This window comes from Streptomyces sp. 3330 (assembly GCF_031456635.1).
In the GTDB taxonomy this organism is placed as follows: domain Bacteria; phylum Actinomycetota; class Actinomycetes; order Streptomycetales; family Streptomycetaceae; genus Streptomyces.
The window spans coordinates 184,200-198,170 of record NZ_JAVDVA010000005.1 but is presented as its reverse complement, the minus strand read 5'-3'; the positions used below and the strand labels follow the sequence as shown (position 1 = coordinate 198,170).

At 74.2% G+C, this 13,971-nt stretch carries 8 protein-coding genes and 1 pseudogene; 2 read left to right on the top strand and 7 right to left on the bottom strand.

The window, feature by feature from the left end; genetic code table 11:
• Window positions 1-273: 273 nt before the first annotated feature.
• Window positions 274-1,020: a hypothetical protein gene (locus J2X68_RS11035; RefSeq protein WP_310432277.1), complete on the top strand. Its 747-nt coding sequence runs from the start codon at window positions 274-276 to the stop codon at window positions 1,018-1,020.
• 142 nt (window positions 1,021-1,162) lie between these two features.
• On the opposite strand, the gene J2X68_RS11030 is transcribed toward J2X68_RS11035, so the two are convergent.
• The gene (locus J2X68_RS11030; protein ID WP_310432276.1) at window positions 1,163-3,142 is read right to left on the bottom strand and encodes a DUF6350 family protein; all 1,980 of its coding nucleotides are present in this window, start codon (window positions 3,140-3,142) and stop codon (window positions 1,163-1,165) included.
• 96 nt (window positions 3,143-3,238) lie between these two features.
• On the opposite strand from J2X68_RS11030, the gene J2X68_RS11025 reads away from it, so the two are divergent.
• The gene (locus J2X68_RS11025) at window positions 3,239-4,399 is read left to right on the top strand and encodes a helix-turn-helix domain-containing protein (RefSeq protein ID WP_310432275.1); all 1,161 of its coding nucleotides are present in this window, start codon (window positions 3,239-3,241) and stop codon (window positions 4,397-4,399) included.
• An 85-nt stretch (window positions 4,400-4,484) separates the two neighbouring features.
• On the opposite strand, the gene sucD is transcribed toward J2X68_RS11025, so the two are convergent.
• From sucD to J2X68_RS10995, 6 genes and pseudogenes are all read right to left on the bottom strand, one after another.
• Window positions 4,485-5,372 carry a succinate--CoA ligase subunit alpha gene (gene sucD / locus J2X68_RS11020; protein WP_310432274.1) on the bottom strand — a complete coding sequence of 296 codons (888 nt, stop codon included), beginning with the start codon at window positions 5,370-5,372 and terminating at the stop codon, window positions 4,485-4,487.
• Between the two features lie 21 nt (window positions 5,373-5,393).
• Complete coding sequence (gene sucC, locus J2X68_RS11015; protein ID WP_062640466.1) at window positions 5,394-6,572, bottom strand: ADP-forming succinate--CoA ligase subunit beta; 1,179 nt, start codon at window positions 6,570-6,572, stop codon at window positions 5,394-5,396.
• Between the two features lie 711 nt (window positions 6,573-7,283).
• The gene (locus tag J2X68_RS11010) at window positions 7,284-8,522 is read right to left on the bottom strand and encodes a hypothetical protein (protein WP_310432273.1); all 1,239 of its coding nucleotides are present in this window, start codon (window positions 8,520-8,522) and stop codon (window positions 7,284-7,286) included.
• Window positions 8,523-8,588: 66 nt separating this feature from the next.
• The gene (locus J2X68_RS11005; RefSeq protein WP_310432272.1) at window positions 8,589-9,758 is read right to left on the bottom strand and encodes a VWA domain-containing protein; all 1,170 of its coding nucleotides are present in this window, start codon (window positions 9,756-9,758) and stop codon (window positions 8,589-8,591) included.
• A gap of 239 nt (window positions 9,759-9,997) precedes the next feature.
• A pseudogene (locus J2X68_RS11000) lies at window positions 9,998-12,592 on the bottom strand (DUF5682 family protein); the annotation flags it as partial.
• Window positions 12,593-12,707: 115 nt separating this feature from the next.
• The gene (locus tag J2X68_RS10995) at window positions 12,708-13,850 is read right to left on the bottom strand and encodes an AAA family ATPase (protein WP_310432270.1); all 1,143 of its coding nucleotides are present in this window, start codon (window positions 13,848-13,850) and stop codon (window positions 12,708-12,710) included.
• Between the last annotated feature and the right edge of the window lie 121 nt (window positions 13,851-13,971).

Sequence of the window (13,971 nt, the reverse complement as noted above, 5' to 3'; positions counted from 1 at the left end):
CGGTTCATGCATTCGTACGAATGCTTCGCGCCCCGGGATACGGGGAAGTCTACGAAGCGGCCGACCGTCAGCAACGATACCGGCACACCGGACGGCCCCCACGGGACGGGGGCGTGGCCGGAAGGTAGCGTCTGGGGCGAGCGGGCTCGGGAACGTGATGGCGACGTGGTGCGTTCTGCAAGTGACGGCCCAGCCAGGCACTACCAGCCCAAGACCGTTCATTACCAGCCAAATCCGATCACTAGCCGATCACTAGGGGAAGACGCCCACTTGATGCCGGACCGCAGTCTGCGACTCCTCACGCTCCCCCCGCAGTCACGGCAGGGAGGGGAGCGCGGCGCCGTGCTGCTGCGAGAGCGCCCAACCTCTCCCCCCGACACCCCCTCGGGCGACACCCCGCCCCCCGAGGACGACAACCCCTTCGCCCCGCCCCCCGAGGGCACCCCGGACCGCCCCTGGCAGCCCCGGCGTCCGGCGGGCGGGGGCCCCGAGGAGGGGCGCACCCCGTGGGGCGGCCAGTGGAGCGACCAGCAGCCCGGCCGCTCCCCCGGCGGCTTCGGCGAGCGCCCCGGCGGCGCCCCCGAGGGCGGCGGCCCCGGCACCGACCCCGCCAAGCGCTGGGACCCCACCGACCCCGCCCAGCGCCACGCGCGCTACGCCCTGCTCTGCGGGATGTGGGCCTTCTTCTTCGCGCTCTTCGGCTGGCCGTACGTGGCGCTGCTGCTCGGCGCGCTGGCCCTGAACTGGGGAATCAGCGCCCTGCGCGCCAAGCCCCGCACGCCCGACCCCGACGCCCCGCCGGCACCCGAGACCACCGGCCGCCCCCAGAAGACCGCCGCCGTGAGCGGCCTGGTGACCGCGTCCCTGGCCCTGGCCCTGGTCGCCGCGAGCTTCACCGCGCAGCTGGTCTACAGCGACTACTACACCTGCACGAAGGACGCGCTCACCACCGAGGCCGAACAGTCCTGCAGCGACCTGCTCCCCAAGGAGCTGAAGAACATCCTGGGCGCCAACGCGTGAGCGACGGGAGGGCGTAGCCCGTCCGGCCACCGAGGACGAGACGCCACCCGGCCCGGGAAAAGGCCCGGGGGTGCCGGACCGGGCACCGGACCGGGAGCGGGAGGACAGGAACAGTAGGGCGGAGGCGCCACCCCCTCGCCGGTCAGCGCCCCGTCCCACCGCCCTCGCTCCCCGGGGGACCTTCCACGCCCTCGTCGTCGCCGGCCTCCCGCAGCGCCGCCCACCGCGCCTCGCGCGCCCCGTCCCCGTGCCACACCGGCTCCACGTCACCCTCCGGATCCCCGGCGTCCGGGGAACCCGCACGGCCCCCGGGCCGGTCGGCGGGGTCCCGGGCATCGACGGGATCCCAGGAGCCGATCGAGCCCCAGGCACCGCGGGGATCCTCCGAGTCGATCGGGTCCCCCGGGTTGATCGGGGTCACCCGGTCCATCGGGGTCACCGGGTCCATCGAGGTCGCCGCGTCGAAGGGGTGCGGACGCCCGAAGGAGTCGAGCGGGGCGAGGGGCTTCAGACGGTCGAAGGGGCTCAGGGGGGCAAAGGCGTCCAGAGGGGCGAAGGGATCCACCGGCTCGACCGGCTCGGGCGCGAGATCCGGCACGGGAGGCACAGCGGGCACGGGCGGCACCCCGGTCAGACCGAGCACCCCGGGCAGGCCGAGCACGCCGGGCGGAGCGGGCACGGCAGGCAGCGGCGGGACGGACGGGCCGACCGCTTCGGCGGCCGAGGCGGTTCCGCCGCGCGCCGCCCCGCCGCCGGGCTCCACCGGTGAGAAGTCGTACAGCTCGGACGCTCCCGCCGAGCCGACGGCGGCAGACGTCTTCCCCGCCCTCTCCCCCCAGCAGCGCCACCACCGCACCACCAGCGCTACCGGCACCCCCACCCCCACGGTCCACAACGTCACCGCACCCCCCACCTGCCACCACACCGGCCCGAACCGAGCCAGCGCGGAGACCCCGAGCGGCCCACCGGCCATCCCCGCGAGCCCTCCCATCAGCACCCCGCACCACACTCCCGCCAGCACCACACCCCCGGCGGTCCGGCCGCGCGACCAGGCTCCCCCGGCCCCCGCCCCACGCGCCACGAACACCCCCACCACCACTCCGGCGACCAGCGGCACCGCTCCCACCGCCCAGTTCCACGGCGTCCCGGCCCCCGCCTCCGGCACCGCCGCCAGCAGCGGGAACCGCGGCAGCAGAGGCGCCGGGTCGGCGGACAACGGCGCCACCACATGTCCGGCGCCGAGGGCGTACCCCGGACCGAGGGCGTACGCCGCCCCCCAGACCGCCGCGTTCGGAACCAGCGCGACGCACAGCAGCAGCACCGCGAACCGCCCCGACCAGCCCTCCGTCAGCTGGAGGAACGCCTCACGGGCCGCGCCCAGGTGCCACATTGAGGACACCGCCACCAGCGCCGCCCCGCCCCCGAAGAGCACCGCGGCCCCGGCCCCCGCCGCCCGCCCCGCGACCCCGAGCCGCTCCGGCCCGTCCGCCGCGAGCAGCAGCCGCCGCAGACCGCGGGGCAGCATCAGCAGTGCGCTGTCGACAGCTTCGCGAGGGCGGCCGCAGGCCGACCAGACCCCCGCCGCGGCGGCCGCCGCGGCGACCGCCGGCACGCCCACCGCCGTCCACGCCCACGAGGGCCGCAGCGCGTCACCGGTGGCCGCGTAGCAGGCGGCGCCCGCCCCGACGGCGAGATAGCCGAGCACGACGCCCGCCCACGCCGTACGGGCGCTCACGGGTACCCCGTCCTCGTCGTCGCCCCCGTCCACCGCGTCCCGCGCGGCGCGCCGCACCAGCCACACCGGGAGCACGAGCAGCAGCAGCGGGGTGACGCCGACCGGCGCCGGGACGCCGGACAGCGTGTCGACGCGCACCAGTTCCGCGCCGTGGGCCAGCAGCCACAACGCGGCGGCGACATGCAGCGCGCCGTCCGGCCCGCTGTCGGGATACGGCGAGCTGATCCACAGCACCATCACGAGCACGGCGAACGAACCGAGTCCGAGCCCGGCCGCGAGCGCACCGCCCAGGAGGCCGGCGGCCAGCCCGGAAGATCGGTCACGCATCCGGCCGAGCAGGGGCGACAACGACAGTCGGCGAGCGGTCATCTGGGTCACGCCCGTCATGCTCCCAACGACACGCGCTTTCCCGTCGTAACAGGCGAAGTTCCGTTGTGTCGCTCAATATACGTTTATGTACATTTTCGTGCGAAGGGTTCCCCTGTGACGCAGAGCCCTGCCCCACTCCCCCCTCCCGAACTGCGCCGACGCCTGCGCGAGGCGGCCTCGCTGACGCAGGCTCAGGTCGCCGAACGGGTGGGCGTCGCCCGGGAGACGGTGCGCGCGTGGGAGTCCGGCCGCACGACACCGCGCGGCCGCAGGCGGGAGGCGTACGCGAAACTGCTGGCATCGCTGACCAAGGCGGACATGGTGACGAACACCCAGGAGGCAGCGCCCGCACCCCAGGTGACGGTGCGCCCGGACAAGAAGCCGGACCCCGTCGGCGCGGGACCGGCGCCCACCCCCACCCCTTCCACCCCGGTCACGGCCGCGGTCCCCGTCCCGTCCCCCGGGACCACGCCCACCGCCCGGACGCCCGCTCAGGCCTTCGACGCCCTGTACGCCTTCTGCGCCCCCGCCCTCGTACGGCAGGCGTACCTGCTGTGCGGCCGTCGCGAACTGGCGCGCGAATCGGTCGAGCGTGCGTTCCAACTGGCCTGGCAGCGCTGGCCCGAGGTGGCCGTGGACCGCGACCCGGCGGGCTGGGTACGGGCGACGGCGTACGAGTACGCGCTCTCCCCCTGGCACCGGTTCCGTCCGCGCTACCGCCACCCGGAGCCGCCCCCGGCCGACGCCGCCGACCGCGTGCTGCTGGACGTCCTGCTGACCCTCCCCACGCCCTACCGCCGCACGCTCCTCCTCTACGACGGGGTCGGCCTCGACCTCCCGGAGACGGCGGCGGAGACGGAGGCGAGCACCCCGGCGACGGCTAACCGGCTGCTGCACGCCCGCGAGGCGGTGGCCGCGCGGCTGCCCGAGCTGGCGAGCCCGGCGGCACTGCACCGGCGGCTCGCGGAGGTGGCGTCCGCCGAGCGGCTGCGCGCGCCCGAGCCGACGGCCGTGCGGGCGGGCAGCGAGCACCGGGCCCGCTTCTGGACCAGGGCGGCGATCGCCTTCACGGTCGCGATCATCGGCGCGACGGCGCTGACCGTCCGCACGGCCCCCACCCGGTACGAGCCCGCGGTGCCCCCCGGCGAGACGGTGCAGGGCATCCCCCCGCGGTCGGCCCCCGGCACGCTCTCGGACGCGGAACGGGACCTGCGCGCCAAGCTGAGGTCCGGGATCCAGCACGGCCCGCAGCGGCTGACCCCGCTGGCCGAATGAGCCGGACTTGGCCCTCACGGCCCGCGAAACGCCGGTGGGACCGCTCCTCGGAAGAGGAACGGGCCCACCGGCACTCGGCGTGGACTCAGCCGGCCGCGAGGATCTCGCGGGCCAGCTTCGCCGTCTCGGTCGGCGTCTTGCCGACCTTGACGCCGGCGGCCTCGAGGGCCTCCTTCTTCGCCTGGGCGGTGCCGGAGGAACCGGAGACGATGGCGCCGGCGTGGCCCATGGTCTTGCCCTCGGGCGCGGTGAAGCCCGCGACGTAGCCGACGACCGGCTTCTTCACGTTGTCCTTGATGAAGGCCGCGGCCCGCTCCTCGGCGTCGCCGCCGATCTCACCGATCATGACGATCAGGTCGGTGTCGGGGTCGGCCTCGAACGCGGCGAGCGCGTCGATGTGCGTCGTGCCGATGATCGGGTCGCCACCGATGCCGACGGCGGACGAGAAGCCGATGTCGCGCAGCTCGTACATCATCTGGTAGGTCAGCGTGCCGGACTTCGAGACCAGACCGATGCGGCCCGGCTTCGTGATGTCGCCCGGGATGATGCCGGCGTTCGACTGGCCCGGGGTGATGAGACCGGGGCAGTTCGGGCCGATGATCCGGGTCTTGTTGCCCTGCGACACGGCGTAGGCGTAGAACGCGGCCGAGTCGTGGACGGCGATGCCCTCGGTGATGACGACCGCGAGGGGGATCTCCGCGTCGATCGCCTCGACGACGGCGGCCTTGGCGAAGGCCGGCGGCACGAAGAGGACGGACACGTTGGCGCCCGTCTTCTCCATCGCCTCGGCGACCGTGCCGAAGACCGGGATCTCGGTGCCGTCGATGTCGACGGCAGTGCCCGCCTTGCGGGGGTTCACGCCACCGACGATGTTGGTGCCGTCCGCCAGCATGAGCTTGGTGTGCTTCATGCCCGTGGCACCGGTCATGCCCTGGACGATGACCTTGCTGTCCTTGTTCAGGAAGATAGCCATGGCTGTTCTGTCCCTCTTCCCTTACTTCGCAGCCGCGAGCTCGGCGGCCTTGTCGGCCGCGCCGTCCATGGTGTCCACGCGCTGGACCAGCGGGTGGTTGGCGTCGGAGAGGATCTTGCGACCCAGCTCGGCGTTGTTGCCGTCGAGGCGCACGACCAGCGGCTTGGTGACTTCCTCACCCTTGTCCGCCAGCAGCTGGAGCGCCTGGACGATGCCGTTGGCGACCTCGTCACAGGCGGTGATGCCACCGAAGACGTTGACGAAGACGGACTTGACGTCCGGGTCGCCGAGGATGATCTCCAGGCCGTTCGCCATGACGGCGGCGGAGGCGCCGCCACCGATGTCGAGGAAGTTGGCGGGCTTGACCCCACCGTGCGCCTCACCGGCGTACGCCACGACGTCCAGGGTGCTCATGACGAGACCCGCGCCGTTGCCGATGATGCCGACCTCGCCGTCGAGCTTGACGTAGTTGAGGTTCTTCGCCTTGGCAGCGGCCTCGAGCGGGTTGGCCGACGCGTGGTCGACGAACTCCTCGTGTCCCGGCTGACGGAACTCGGCGTTCTCGTCCAGCGAGACCTTGCCGTCGAGGGCGATGACGTCGCCGGAGGCGACCTTCGCCAGCGGGTTGACCTCGACGAGGAGGGCGTCCTCCTCGATGAAGGTCTTCCACAGCGTCACGAGGACGTCGGCCACCTTGTCGGCGACCTCGGCCGGGAAGTTCGCCGCCTCGACGATCTCACGGGCCTTCGCGGGGGTCACACCCTCGTTGGCGTCGATCGGCGTCTTGGCGACGGCCTCGGGGCGGGTCTCCGCCACCTCCTCGATCTCCATGCCGCCCTCGACGGACGCGATGGAGAGGAAGGTGCGGTTGGCACGGTCGAGGAGGAAGGAGACGTAGTACTCCTCCAGGATCTCCGGGGCCGTCTCGGCGATCATCACCTTGTGGACCGTGTGGCCCTTGATGTCCATGCCGAGGATGTTGGTCGCGTGCTCCACGGCCTCGTCGGCGCTGGCGGCGAGCTTCACGCCGCCGGCCTTGCCACGCCCGCCGACCTTCACCTGGGCCTTGACGACGGACTTGCCACCGAGACGCTCGGTGGCTGCGCGGGCCGCCTCAGGCGTGTCGATGACTTCACCGGCCAGCACCGGTACATCGTGCTTGGCGAAGAGGTCCCTCGCCTGGTACTCGAACAGGTCCACGCGCTTCCGTCCCTATCAGTGATCTCGCGGTTCGTTGTCTGCGTGGGCGTGCCGCGAGGGCAACGTGACGTCCGCCGTCTGTCAGTCACAAGGGAGGCGCACACGGTGTCCGAGCGCGCGGCATGTCCGTCTCGCAGGTTATCGCTGCTTGCAGGAGGCCCCTAAATCGAGGGTCACACCTGAGCGGTGATACCTGTCACATGATGCCGGGATCACTGGCACCCGGTGCCGGGTGTGAGGAGATCGGGAGGAGACGGGAAGGGCCTCACCGGGTTGGGGTTGACCCGGTGAGGCCCCCTGAACAGCCCCTTGAGGGCTCAGGTCGGTCGATCCTCACCCCAATGAGGACCACTCGACCCCGTCCGTGAGGTTTCGGTCGGACGAACCGGTGGCTTTCGGCCGTCCGGGGGCCTGCCGCCTCACGGAGTCAACCGGTCAGACGCGTGACGCGCTGCCGGGGTACATGGTTGCGCGCGCTGTGCGCGGAGCCCCGGCCCCGGCCCGGTCCCAGCAGCCGCCCCGGCCACGGCCCGGGCCCCGGGTCCGGCTCTGAGATCCGGCCCTGAAGCCGCGGCTCGGGAGCTCGGGGCTCAGGGTCCGGGCTCGGGGCTCAGGGTCCGGGGCCGCTGGGGGCGGGAGGGGGCGTGGGGCGGGCCTGAGAGGCCCGCGGGCGGGTCCGGGGGCTCGGGGAGGCCCTCGGGGGGCGGTGCCCTAGCCGGGGAAGACGGGGATGCTGCGGTGCGCGTCCCGGGTGCCGGCCGCCTCGGAGCGCGCGGCGCCGCCGGGGGCCGGTCGCAACGGCACCCGGGGGCACGGTGTGACGGCATGCGTGTCGCCGTGCCGGGGCGCGCCACCGTCGAGCACCGACGTACCGCCGCCCAGCACGCCGTCGTGATCGCCGGCGGGCCCGCGCCGCACGGGCCCGGGACCTTGGGCAGGCGCGGGCACGGGAACATGACCGGCTCGGGCGGACGCCAGGCGGTGACCGACGTCGACCGAACCGCCGACGCCGGTGCTCACCGGGCCGTACGACGCCTTCTCCACAGCCGCAGCCGTCTGCGCCGCCGGGTCCGCGGCCGTCACGGTCGCCGTCACCGCGCCGGCGGTCCCCAGACCGCCGGGCACGGTGGTCCCCTCTCCGTCCGGCCCCGGGCTCGCCCCAGGCCCCTGCGCGGGAACCTCCACGACCGGCACCGGAAGCGTCCGCACCGGAACCGACGGCAGTGCCGGGAGACCGGGCAGAGCGGGGAGAGCCGGAAGAGCGGGCAGTTCCGGGAGGGCGGGGAGGGCAGGCACTTCCGGGAGGACGGGGAGGGTCGAAAGGTCGGGGAGGGTCGAAAGGTCGGGAAGAGCGGGGAGGCCCGGGAGGGCGGGCAGGCCGGAAACGTCGGCGAGCTGCGGAAGTCCTGCCGCCTCGGGGATGTCAGCAACGGCGGGAACGTCGGAAAGCTCGGGGAGGTCCGGCACGGTCAGCGGCGTCGGCGACGACGAGGCGGGCGACGACGAGGCGGGCGACGGCGAGGCAGACGGCGAGGCGAACGACGACACGAGCGGCGCCACCTGCGCCGGGAGCTGCTCCCCCCTGCCGCCCACGGCGGCCGCCACCACGACGTCATCGACCACCCGCCCAGGACCGGAGGCGAGGCGCTCGACCTGATCGGTCACCGCGGCCGGTGCGGACCCTGTCGCCACGGACCGCGCAGGTCCGGACAAGACCGGCACGGACAGGGCCGATACGGGCGCGGACAGGGCCGGTGCGGCCTCCGCAGGCGCGGTCAGGGCCGGTGCGGCCAGGTGCTCCGCCGCGTGCGCCTGCTCCCCGCAGAGAAACCCGAGCGCGAACAACCCGCCGACCAGCAGCGCCAGTTCCACCACACGCCGCCCGGCCGCGCCACGCAGGACGCGCAGGGTTCGCAGAGCGGCACCAGGCAGGGGGGTGGGCCAGGTCAAGGGGGGACGTTCCTCCCGTGCGGCGACGACGTGTCCCCGATCCTCGCATGGGTGTCCGACGTGACGTCAGGCGGTGTCCGGCACGGGCAGCGGACGCCTCTCGATCGCGGCCGCCATGACGTCCGGGAACAGATCGGGTGTACAGGCGAACGCCGGTGCGCCGAGCGCCGCGAGAGCCGCCGCGTGCTCCCGGTCGTAGGCGGGCGCCCCCTCGTCCGACAGCGCGAGCAACGCGACGAACTGCACGCCGGACGCCTTCATCGCAGCGACGCGCTTGAGCATCTCCTGCCGTATGCCTCCCTCGTACAGGTCGCTGATGAGCACGACCACCGTCTCGGCGGGCCGGGTGATCTGCGCCTGGCAGTACGCGAGCGCCCGGTTGATGTCCGTACCGCCGCCGAGCCGGGTGCCGAACAGGACGTCCACCGGGTCGTCGAGCAGCTCGGTGAGATCGGCGACCGCCGTGTCGAAGACGACGAGCCGGGTGCTGATCGACCGCATCGACGCCAGTACCGCCCCGAAGACCGAGGCGTACACGACCGACGACGCCATCGATCCCGACTGGTCGATGCAGAGGATCACCTCCTTCTGCACGGACCGCGACGCCCGCCCGTACCCGACGAGCCGCTCCGGCACGACCGTCCCGTACTCGGGCAGGTAGTGCTTGAGGTTGACGGCGATCGTGCGGTTCCAGTCGATGTCGTGATGGCGCGGGCGACGGACGCGCGTGCCCCGGTCGAGGGCGCCGGCGAGGGCGGCACGGGTGCGGGTGGCGAGCCGCTTCTCCAGGTCGTCGACGACTTTGCGGACCACGGCCCGTGCCGTCTCCTTCGTGGTCTCCGGCATCGCCTTGTTCAGCGAGAGCAGCGTGCCCACCAGGTGCACGTCGGCCTCCACCGCCTCCAGCATCTCCGGTTCCAGCAGCAGCGTGGACAGGCCCAGCCGGTCGATGGCGTCGCGCTGCATGACCTGTACGACGGAGGTGGGGAAGTACGTGCGGATGTCCCCGAGCCAGCGGGCCACCGACGGCGCCGAGGCCCCGAGCCCCGCCGAACGGTCCCGCCCCGTCCGCGCCACGCTCTCCTTCCCGTAGAGCGCCGTGAGCGCCCCGTCCATGGCGGCGTCCCGCCCGGAGAGCCCGTGGCCGGTGCCGTCGGCCGTGTCGCCCCCGAGCACCAGCCGCCAGCGCCGCAGCCGCTCCCGCCCGGCCTCGTCCACCGCGTCGGTCGCCGTCATGTACCCACCCCCGCACACTCGTTGTCGCCGTCGACCGACCCGCGCCCGGCCTCCCGGCCGGGTTCAGGCCCCGGTCCCGGTCCTGGTTCACCGGATCCCGGTCCTCCTTCCGATCCCGGCCTCGGTTCGGGCCCCGGTCCTGGTTCACCGGGGCCCGGGACTCCGCCTGCCACCGGTCCCGGTGCACCCGGTCCCCGCTCAGACCCGGGGCTCGGTTCGGGGCCCAGGCCCAGGTCCAGGTCCAGGCCCAACAGCAGCCTCACCACCGGCAGGACGGCATCCGCGCGGCCCTCGTCGAGCCCGGCCGCGAATCCGGGTTTCGTGGAGTCCGCGACCGGTCCGCCGCCCCGCTTCCCCGGGCCGCGCCGGACCAGCTCGCCGAGCGTTCTGCGCACCCCCGGTTCGTACGCCGAGAACGTCCGCCGCAGCAACGGCAGTACGTCCGTGAACGCCTCCGCCGGCACCGACGTGAGCCAGCCGTCGACCAGCCCCAGCAGCCGCTCGTCGTGCATGAGGAGCAGCCCGCCCCCGGAGCCGCCTCCGACGAAACCCTCGATCCACGCGGCCGCGTCCGCCGGCGGTGTGCCCGGTGACAGGGCGAGCCCCATGAGCCGCGCCGCCTCCTCCTGGTCCAACTCCCCCTCGTCCAGGAGCAGCCGCCCGGCCCGTCCCCGGATCACGCCGGGCACGGTGTCCCGCCCGGTGAGCACCCGCAGCACCTTCCGCCAGCGCTCCCGCAGACCGCCGCGCCCCGGACGGGGCTCACCACCGGCACCCCGATCGCCCTCCGTCGAAGCACCCGGCGGTTCCCAGCCGCCCCCGTCCGTCTCCACGGCTTCGGAGCAGCTCTCCGCCGCCCCGGCCGCTGCTCCGGCCACGGTCCCGGCCCGCTCCGGGGTCATCGCCGACGCCGTCCCCGTCTCCTCCAGCATCCCGACCGCTCCGTGCACCGCGTCCACATGGCGCCGCATCTCCTCCGCCGCGGCCGCGTCGAGCGAGGCGCAGGCCGGGGGGAGACCTACGAAGACCCGTTCGGCGAGGCCCGCGGCGACCTCCGCCAGCGCGCCCGTGTCGGTGCCGCGCACATCGCCGTAGCGGAGCGAACGCACCAGCGCGGGCAGGGCCTGGGCGAGGTGGCCGACGTCCGTGTCGAGGGCCGCCCGGTCGGCGAGGACCCGCATCACCGCCGGGAGGGCGTCCGGCAGCCCGGCCAGCAGACAGCGCTCGGCGAGCCCGGTCACCTCGGCGAGGCCCCGCGCGGCGACGGCGTCCGCCTCCGCCTTGGCGGTGGCCGCGGCGAGCACGGTCGTTCCCCATACCCCGGCCTCGGCGGTCCGCACCGACAGCTCCGGCTCCCACCGCAGCCGCCACGCCTCCCGGAACGTTCCCGTGCTGCCGGGCGAGGCAGCCGGAGCGCCCCACTCGACACGCAGCAGCCGCAGCCGGTGCAGGAGCCTGCTGCGCTCGGCGTCGTTGTCCTTGCGCAGATCGAGCGCCAGCTCGCGTACGGCCGCCTCCGGTTTGAGCCGCAGCCGACGCTGCAGCCGGTCGAGGTCCCGCTGCAGCGGCACGGCGGGCGCCCCGGCCGGCACCTCCCCCAGGACGTCCCCGACCACCAGCCGGTCGCGCACCAGCGCCAACGGGACGTCCGAGCCTTCGCAGAGCACCGCGCGCACGGCGTCGGTGGTCTCGCTCAGCCCCGGCAGCGGCCGGCCGCGCAGCGCCGCGAGCGTCTCGGCCAGCCGGACCGCCTCGATGACATGCGCCGAGGACACCATCCGGTCCTCCGCGCGCAGCAGGACCGCCACCTTCGTCAGCCAGCGCTCGACCGGCCGGTCCTGCGCGCCGAAGAGGTGGGCGTACCAGCCCGGCGAGTCGATACCCGCCCCGTATCCCCCGGCCCGGGCCAGCCTGCGGTGGGTCCACGGCACCCAGGTCAGGTCGGCCCTGACCTTGGGCAGCCCCTTGAGCAGCGCGCGGTCGGCGGCGACGGCGACCTTCCGGCGCAGCGCGGGGACATGCCACGCCCCGCACACCACGGCCACCGCGTCCGACCCGAACTCCTTCTGCGCGGCTCGCACTTGGAGGCGCATGTACGCCTCCCGCACGAGGTCCCGGCCGTCGCCGCCCTGCGCTGCTTCGGTGGCGCACGCCTCCCTCAGCGCCCCCATGGCCTCCTCGACCGCGGCGAACGGCGCGAACGGATCCTTCGCCCCCGCGGACCGGTGCTCGACGACGTCCTCCCACCATCGCTCGGGATCGTCGTACCCGGCGACCGCGGCGAGCCGCCCGAGAGGATCCCCCCGCATCCCCTCCCCGGGCACGTCATCCCCGCTTCCGCTCTCGCTTCCACTCTTGTCGTCGGCCTCTGCCTCCCCCTCCTTCGGTTCCTCCTGCGGTTCCTCCTTCGGCCCGTAGCCCGGTGTCCTTTTCGGCGCCTCGTGCGGTCCTTGGGGTCCCGGGCCCGCCTTGTCCCAGGCCAGCGTGTGGGTGGCCGGGAGGTCGATGAAGCGGGCGGGGACGCCGTGCTCCAGGGCCCAGCGGAGGGCCACCCATTCCGGCGAGAACTCGGCCATCGGCCAGAAGGCCGACCGGCCGGGCTCGTCGACGGCGTGGGCGAGCAGCGCGACCGGCGGCCGCATGTCCTCGTCGGCGGCGAGCGGGATCAGCGCGTCGGCCTCGGGCGGCCCCTCGACCAGCACGGTCCGGGGCCGGGCGGCGTCCAGCGCCGCCCGGACCGCCCGCGCCGACCCCGGCCCGTGGTGACGCACCCCGAGCAGCAACGGCCGGCCCGCCCCCGGGCCCCGGCCGCCGCGCTCCCCGACGCCCGTCATCCCCTCCTGCCCTCACGCCTGCGGGGCCACCTCGTGTCGTCCTCCACAACCACCCTCCACGCTCCGCGGGCCCCCGCCCGCATCTCCCGGCTCCCGTTGCTCGCGCGGCTCCCGATCACGCGCTCACCTCCCGGCAGGCCCGGTAGAAGTCCGTCCAGCCGGCCCTCTCCCGGACGACCGCCTCCAGGTACTCCTGCCAGACGACCCGGTCGGCCGCCGGATCGCGGACGACGGCGCCGAGGACGCCCGCGGCCACGTCCCCCGCCCGCAGCACGCCGTCGCCGAAGTGCGCGGCCAGCGCGAGACCGCCCGTGACGACGGAGATGGCCTCGGCGGTCGACAGCGTGCCGCTGGGCGACTTCACCTTCGTACGCCCGTCCGAGGTGACTCCCGCGCGCAGTTCGCGGAAGACCGTCACCACCCGGCGGATCTCGTCGATGCCCTCGGGAACGGCCGGCAGGTCGAGGGAGCGGCCGATCTGGTCGACGCGCCGGGCGACGATGTCCACCTCGGCCTCGACGCTCTCGGGCAGCGGCAGCACCACCGTGTTGAAGCGGCGGCGCAGGGCGCTGGACAGCTCGTTGACCCCGCGGTCGCGGTCGTTGGCCGTGGCGATGAGGCTGAACCCGCGGACCGCCTGCACCTCCTGGCCCAGCTCGGGTATCGGCAGGGTCTTCTCGGACAGGATGGTGATGAGGGTGTCCTGCACGTCGGCCGGGATCCGGGTCAGCTCCTCCACCCGCACCGTCGCCCCCTCGGCCATGGCCCGCATGACGGGGCTGGGCACCAGCGCGTCCCGGCTCGGGCCGTGCGCGAGCAGCTGCGCGTAGTTCCAGCCGTAGCGGATCGCCTCTTCCGGTGTGCCCGCGGTGCCCTGCACCAGCAGCGTCGAGTCGCCGCTGACCGCCGCGGCCAGATGTTCGGAGACCCAGGTCTTGGCGGTGCCCGGGACGCCGAGCAGCAGCAGGGCGCGGTCGGTGGCGAGGGTGGACACGGCGACCTCGACGATGCGGCGCGGGCCCACGTACTTCGGTGAGATCACGGTGCCGTCCGGGAGGACGCCGCCGAGGAGATAGGTGGCGACGGCCCACGGCGACAGCTTCCAGCGGGCCGGGCGCGGGCGGTCGTCCTGCGCGGCCAGCGCGGCGAGTTCGCCGGCGAAGGCGTCCTCGGCGTGCGGACGCAATGCTTGCGCCGAGTCGTTCCCACTCGGTGCCACGGGCATGGGATCTGCCGTGGGATCTACGGACACGGACATGGCTGAATCCCCCTCCAGCTCGGCCGGTTCGGCATCTGGTGTCCACCGTGCACCACGCCACTGACAATGCGTTCCGACCTGCGAAAACGCGCCTCAGGCCCGCCGCGGAGCACGGCCCGCG

Coding starts and splice junctions, on each gene's coding strand:
- J2X68_RS10995 (WP_310432270.1), bottom strand. CDS start 13,850: ATGTCCGTGTCCGTAGATCCCACGGCAGATCCCATGCCCGTGGCACCG.
- sucD (WP_310432274.1), bottom strand. CDS start 5,372: ATGGCTATCTTCCTGAACAAGGACAGCAAGGTCATCGTCCAGGGCATG.
- J2X68_RS11005 (WP_310432272.1), bottom strand. CDS start 9,758: ATGACGGCGACCGACGCGGTGGACGAGGCCGGGCGGGAGCGGCTGCGG.
- J2X68_RS11030 (WP_310432276.1), bottom strand. CDS start 3,142: ATGACGGGCGTGACCCAGATGACCGCTCGCCGACTGTCGTTGTCGCCC.
- J2X68_RS11035 (WP_310432277.1), top strand. CDS start 274: ATGCCGGACCGCAGTCTGCGACTCCTCACGCTCCCCCCGCAGTCACGG.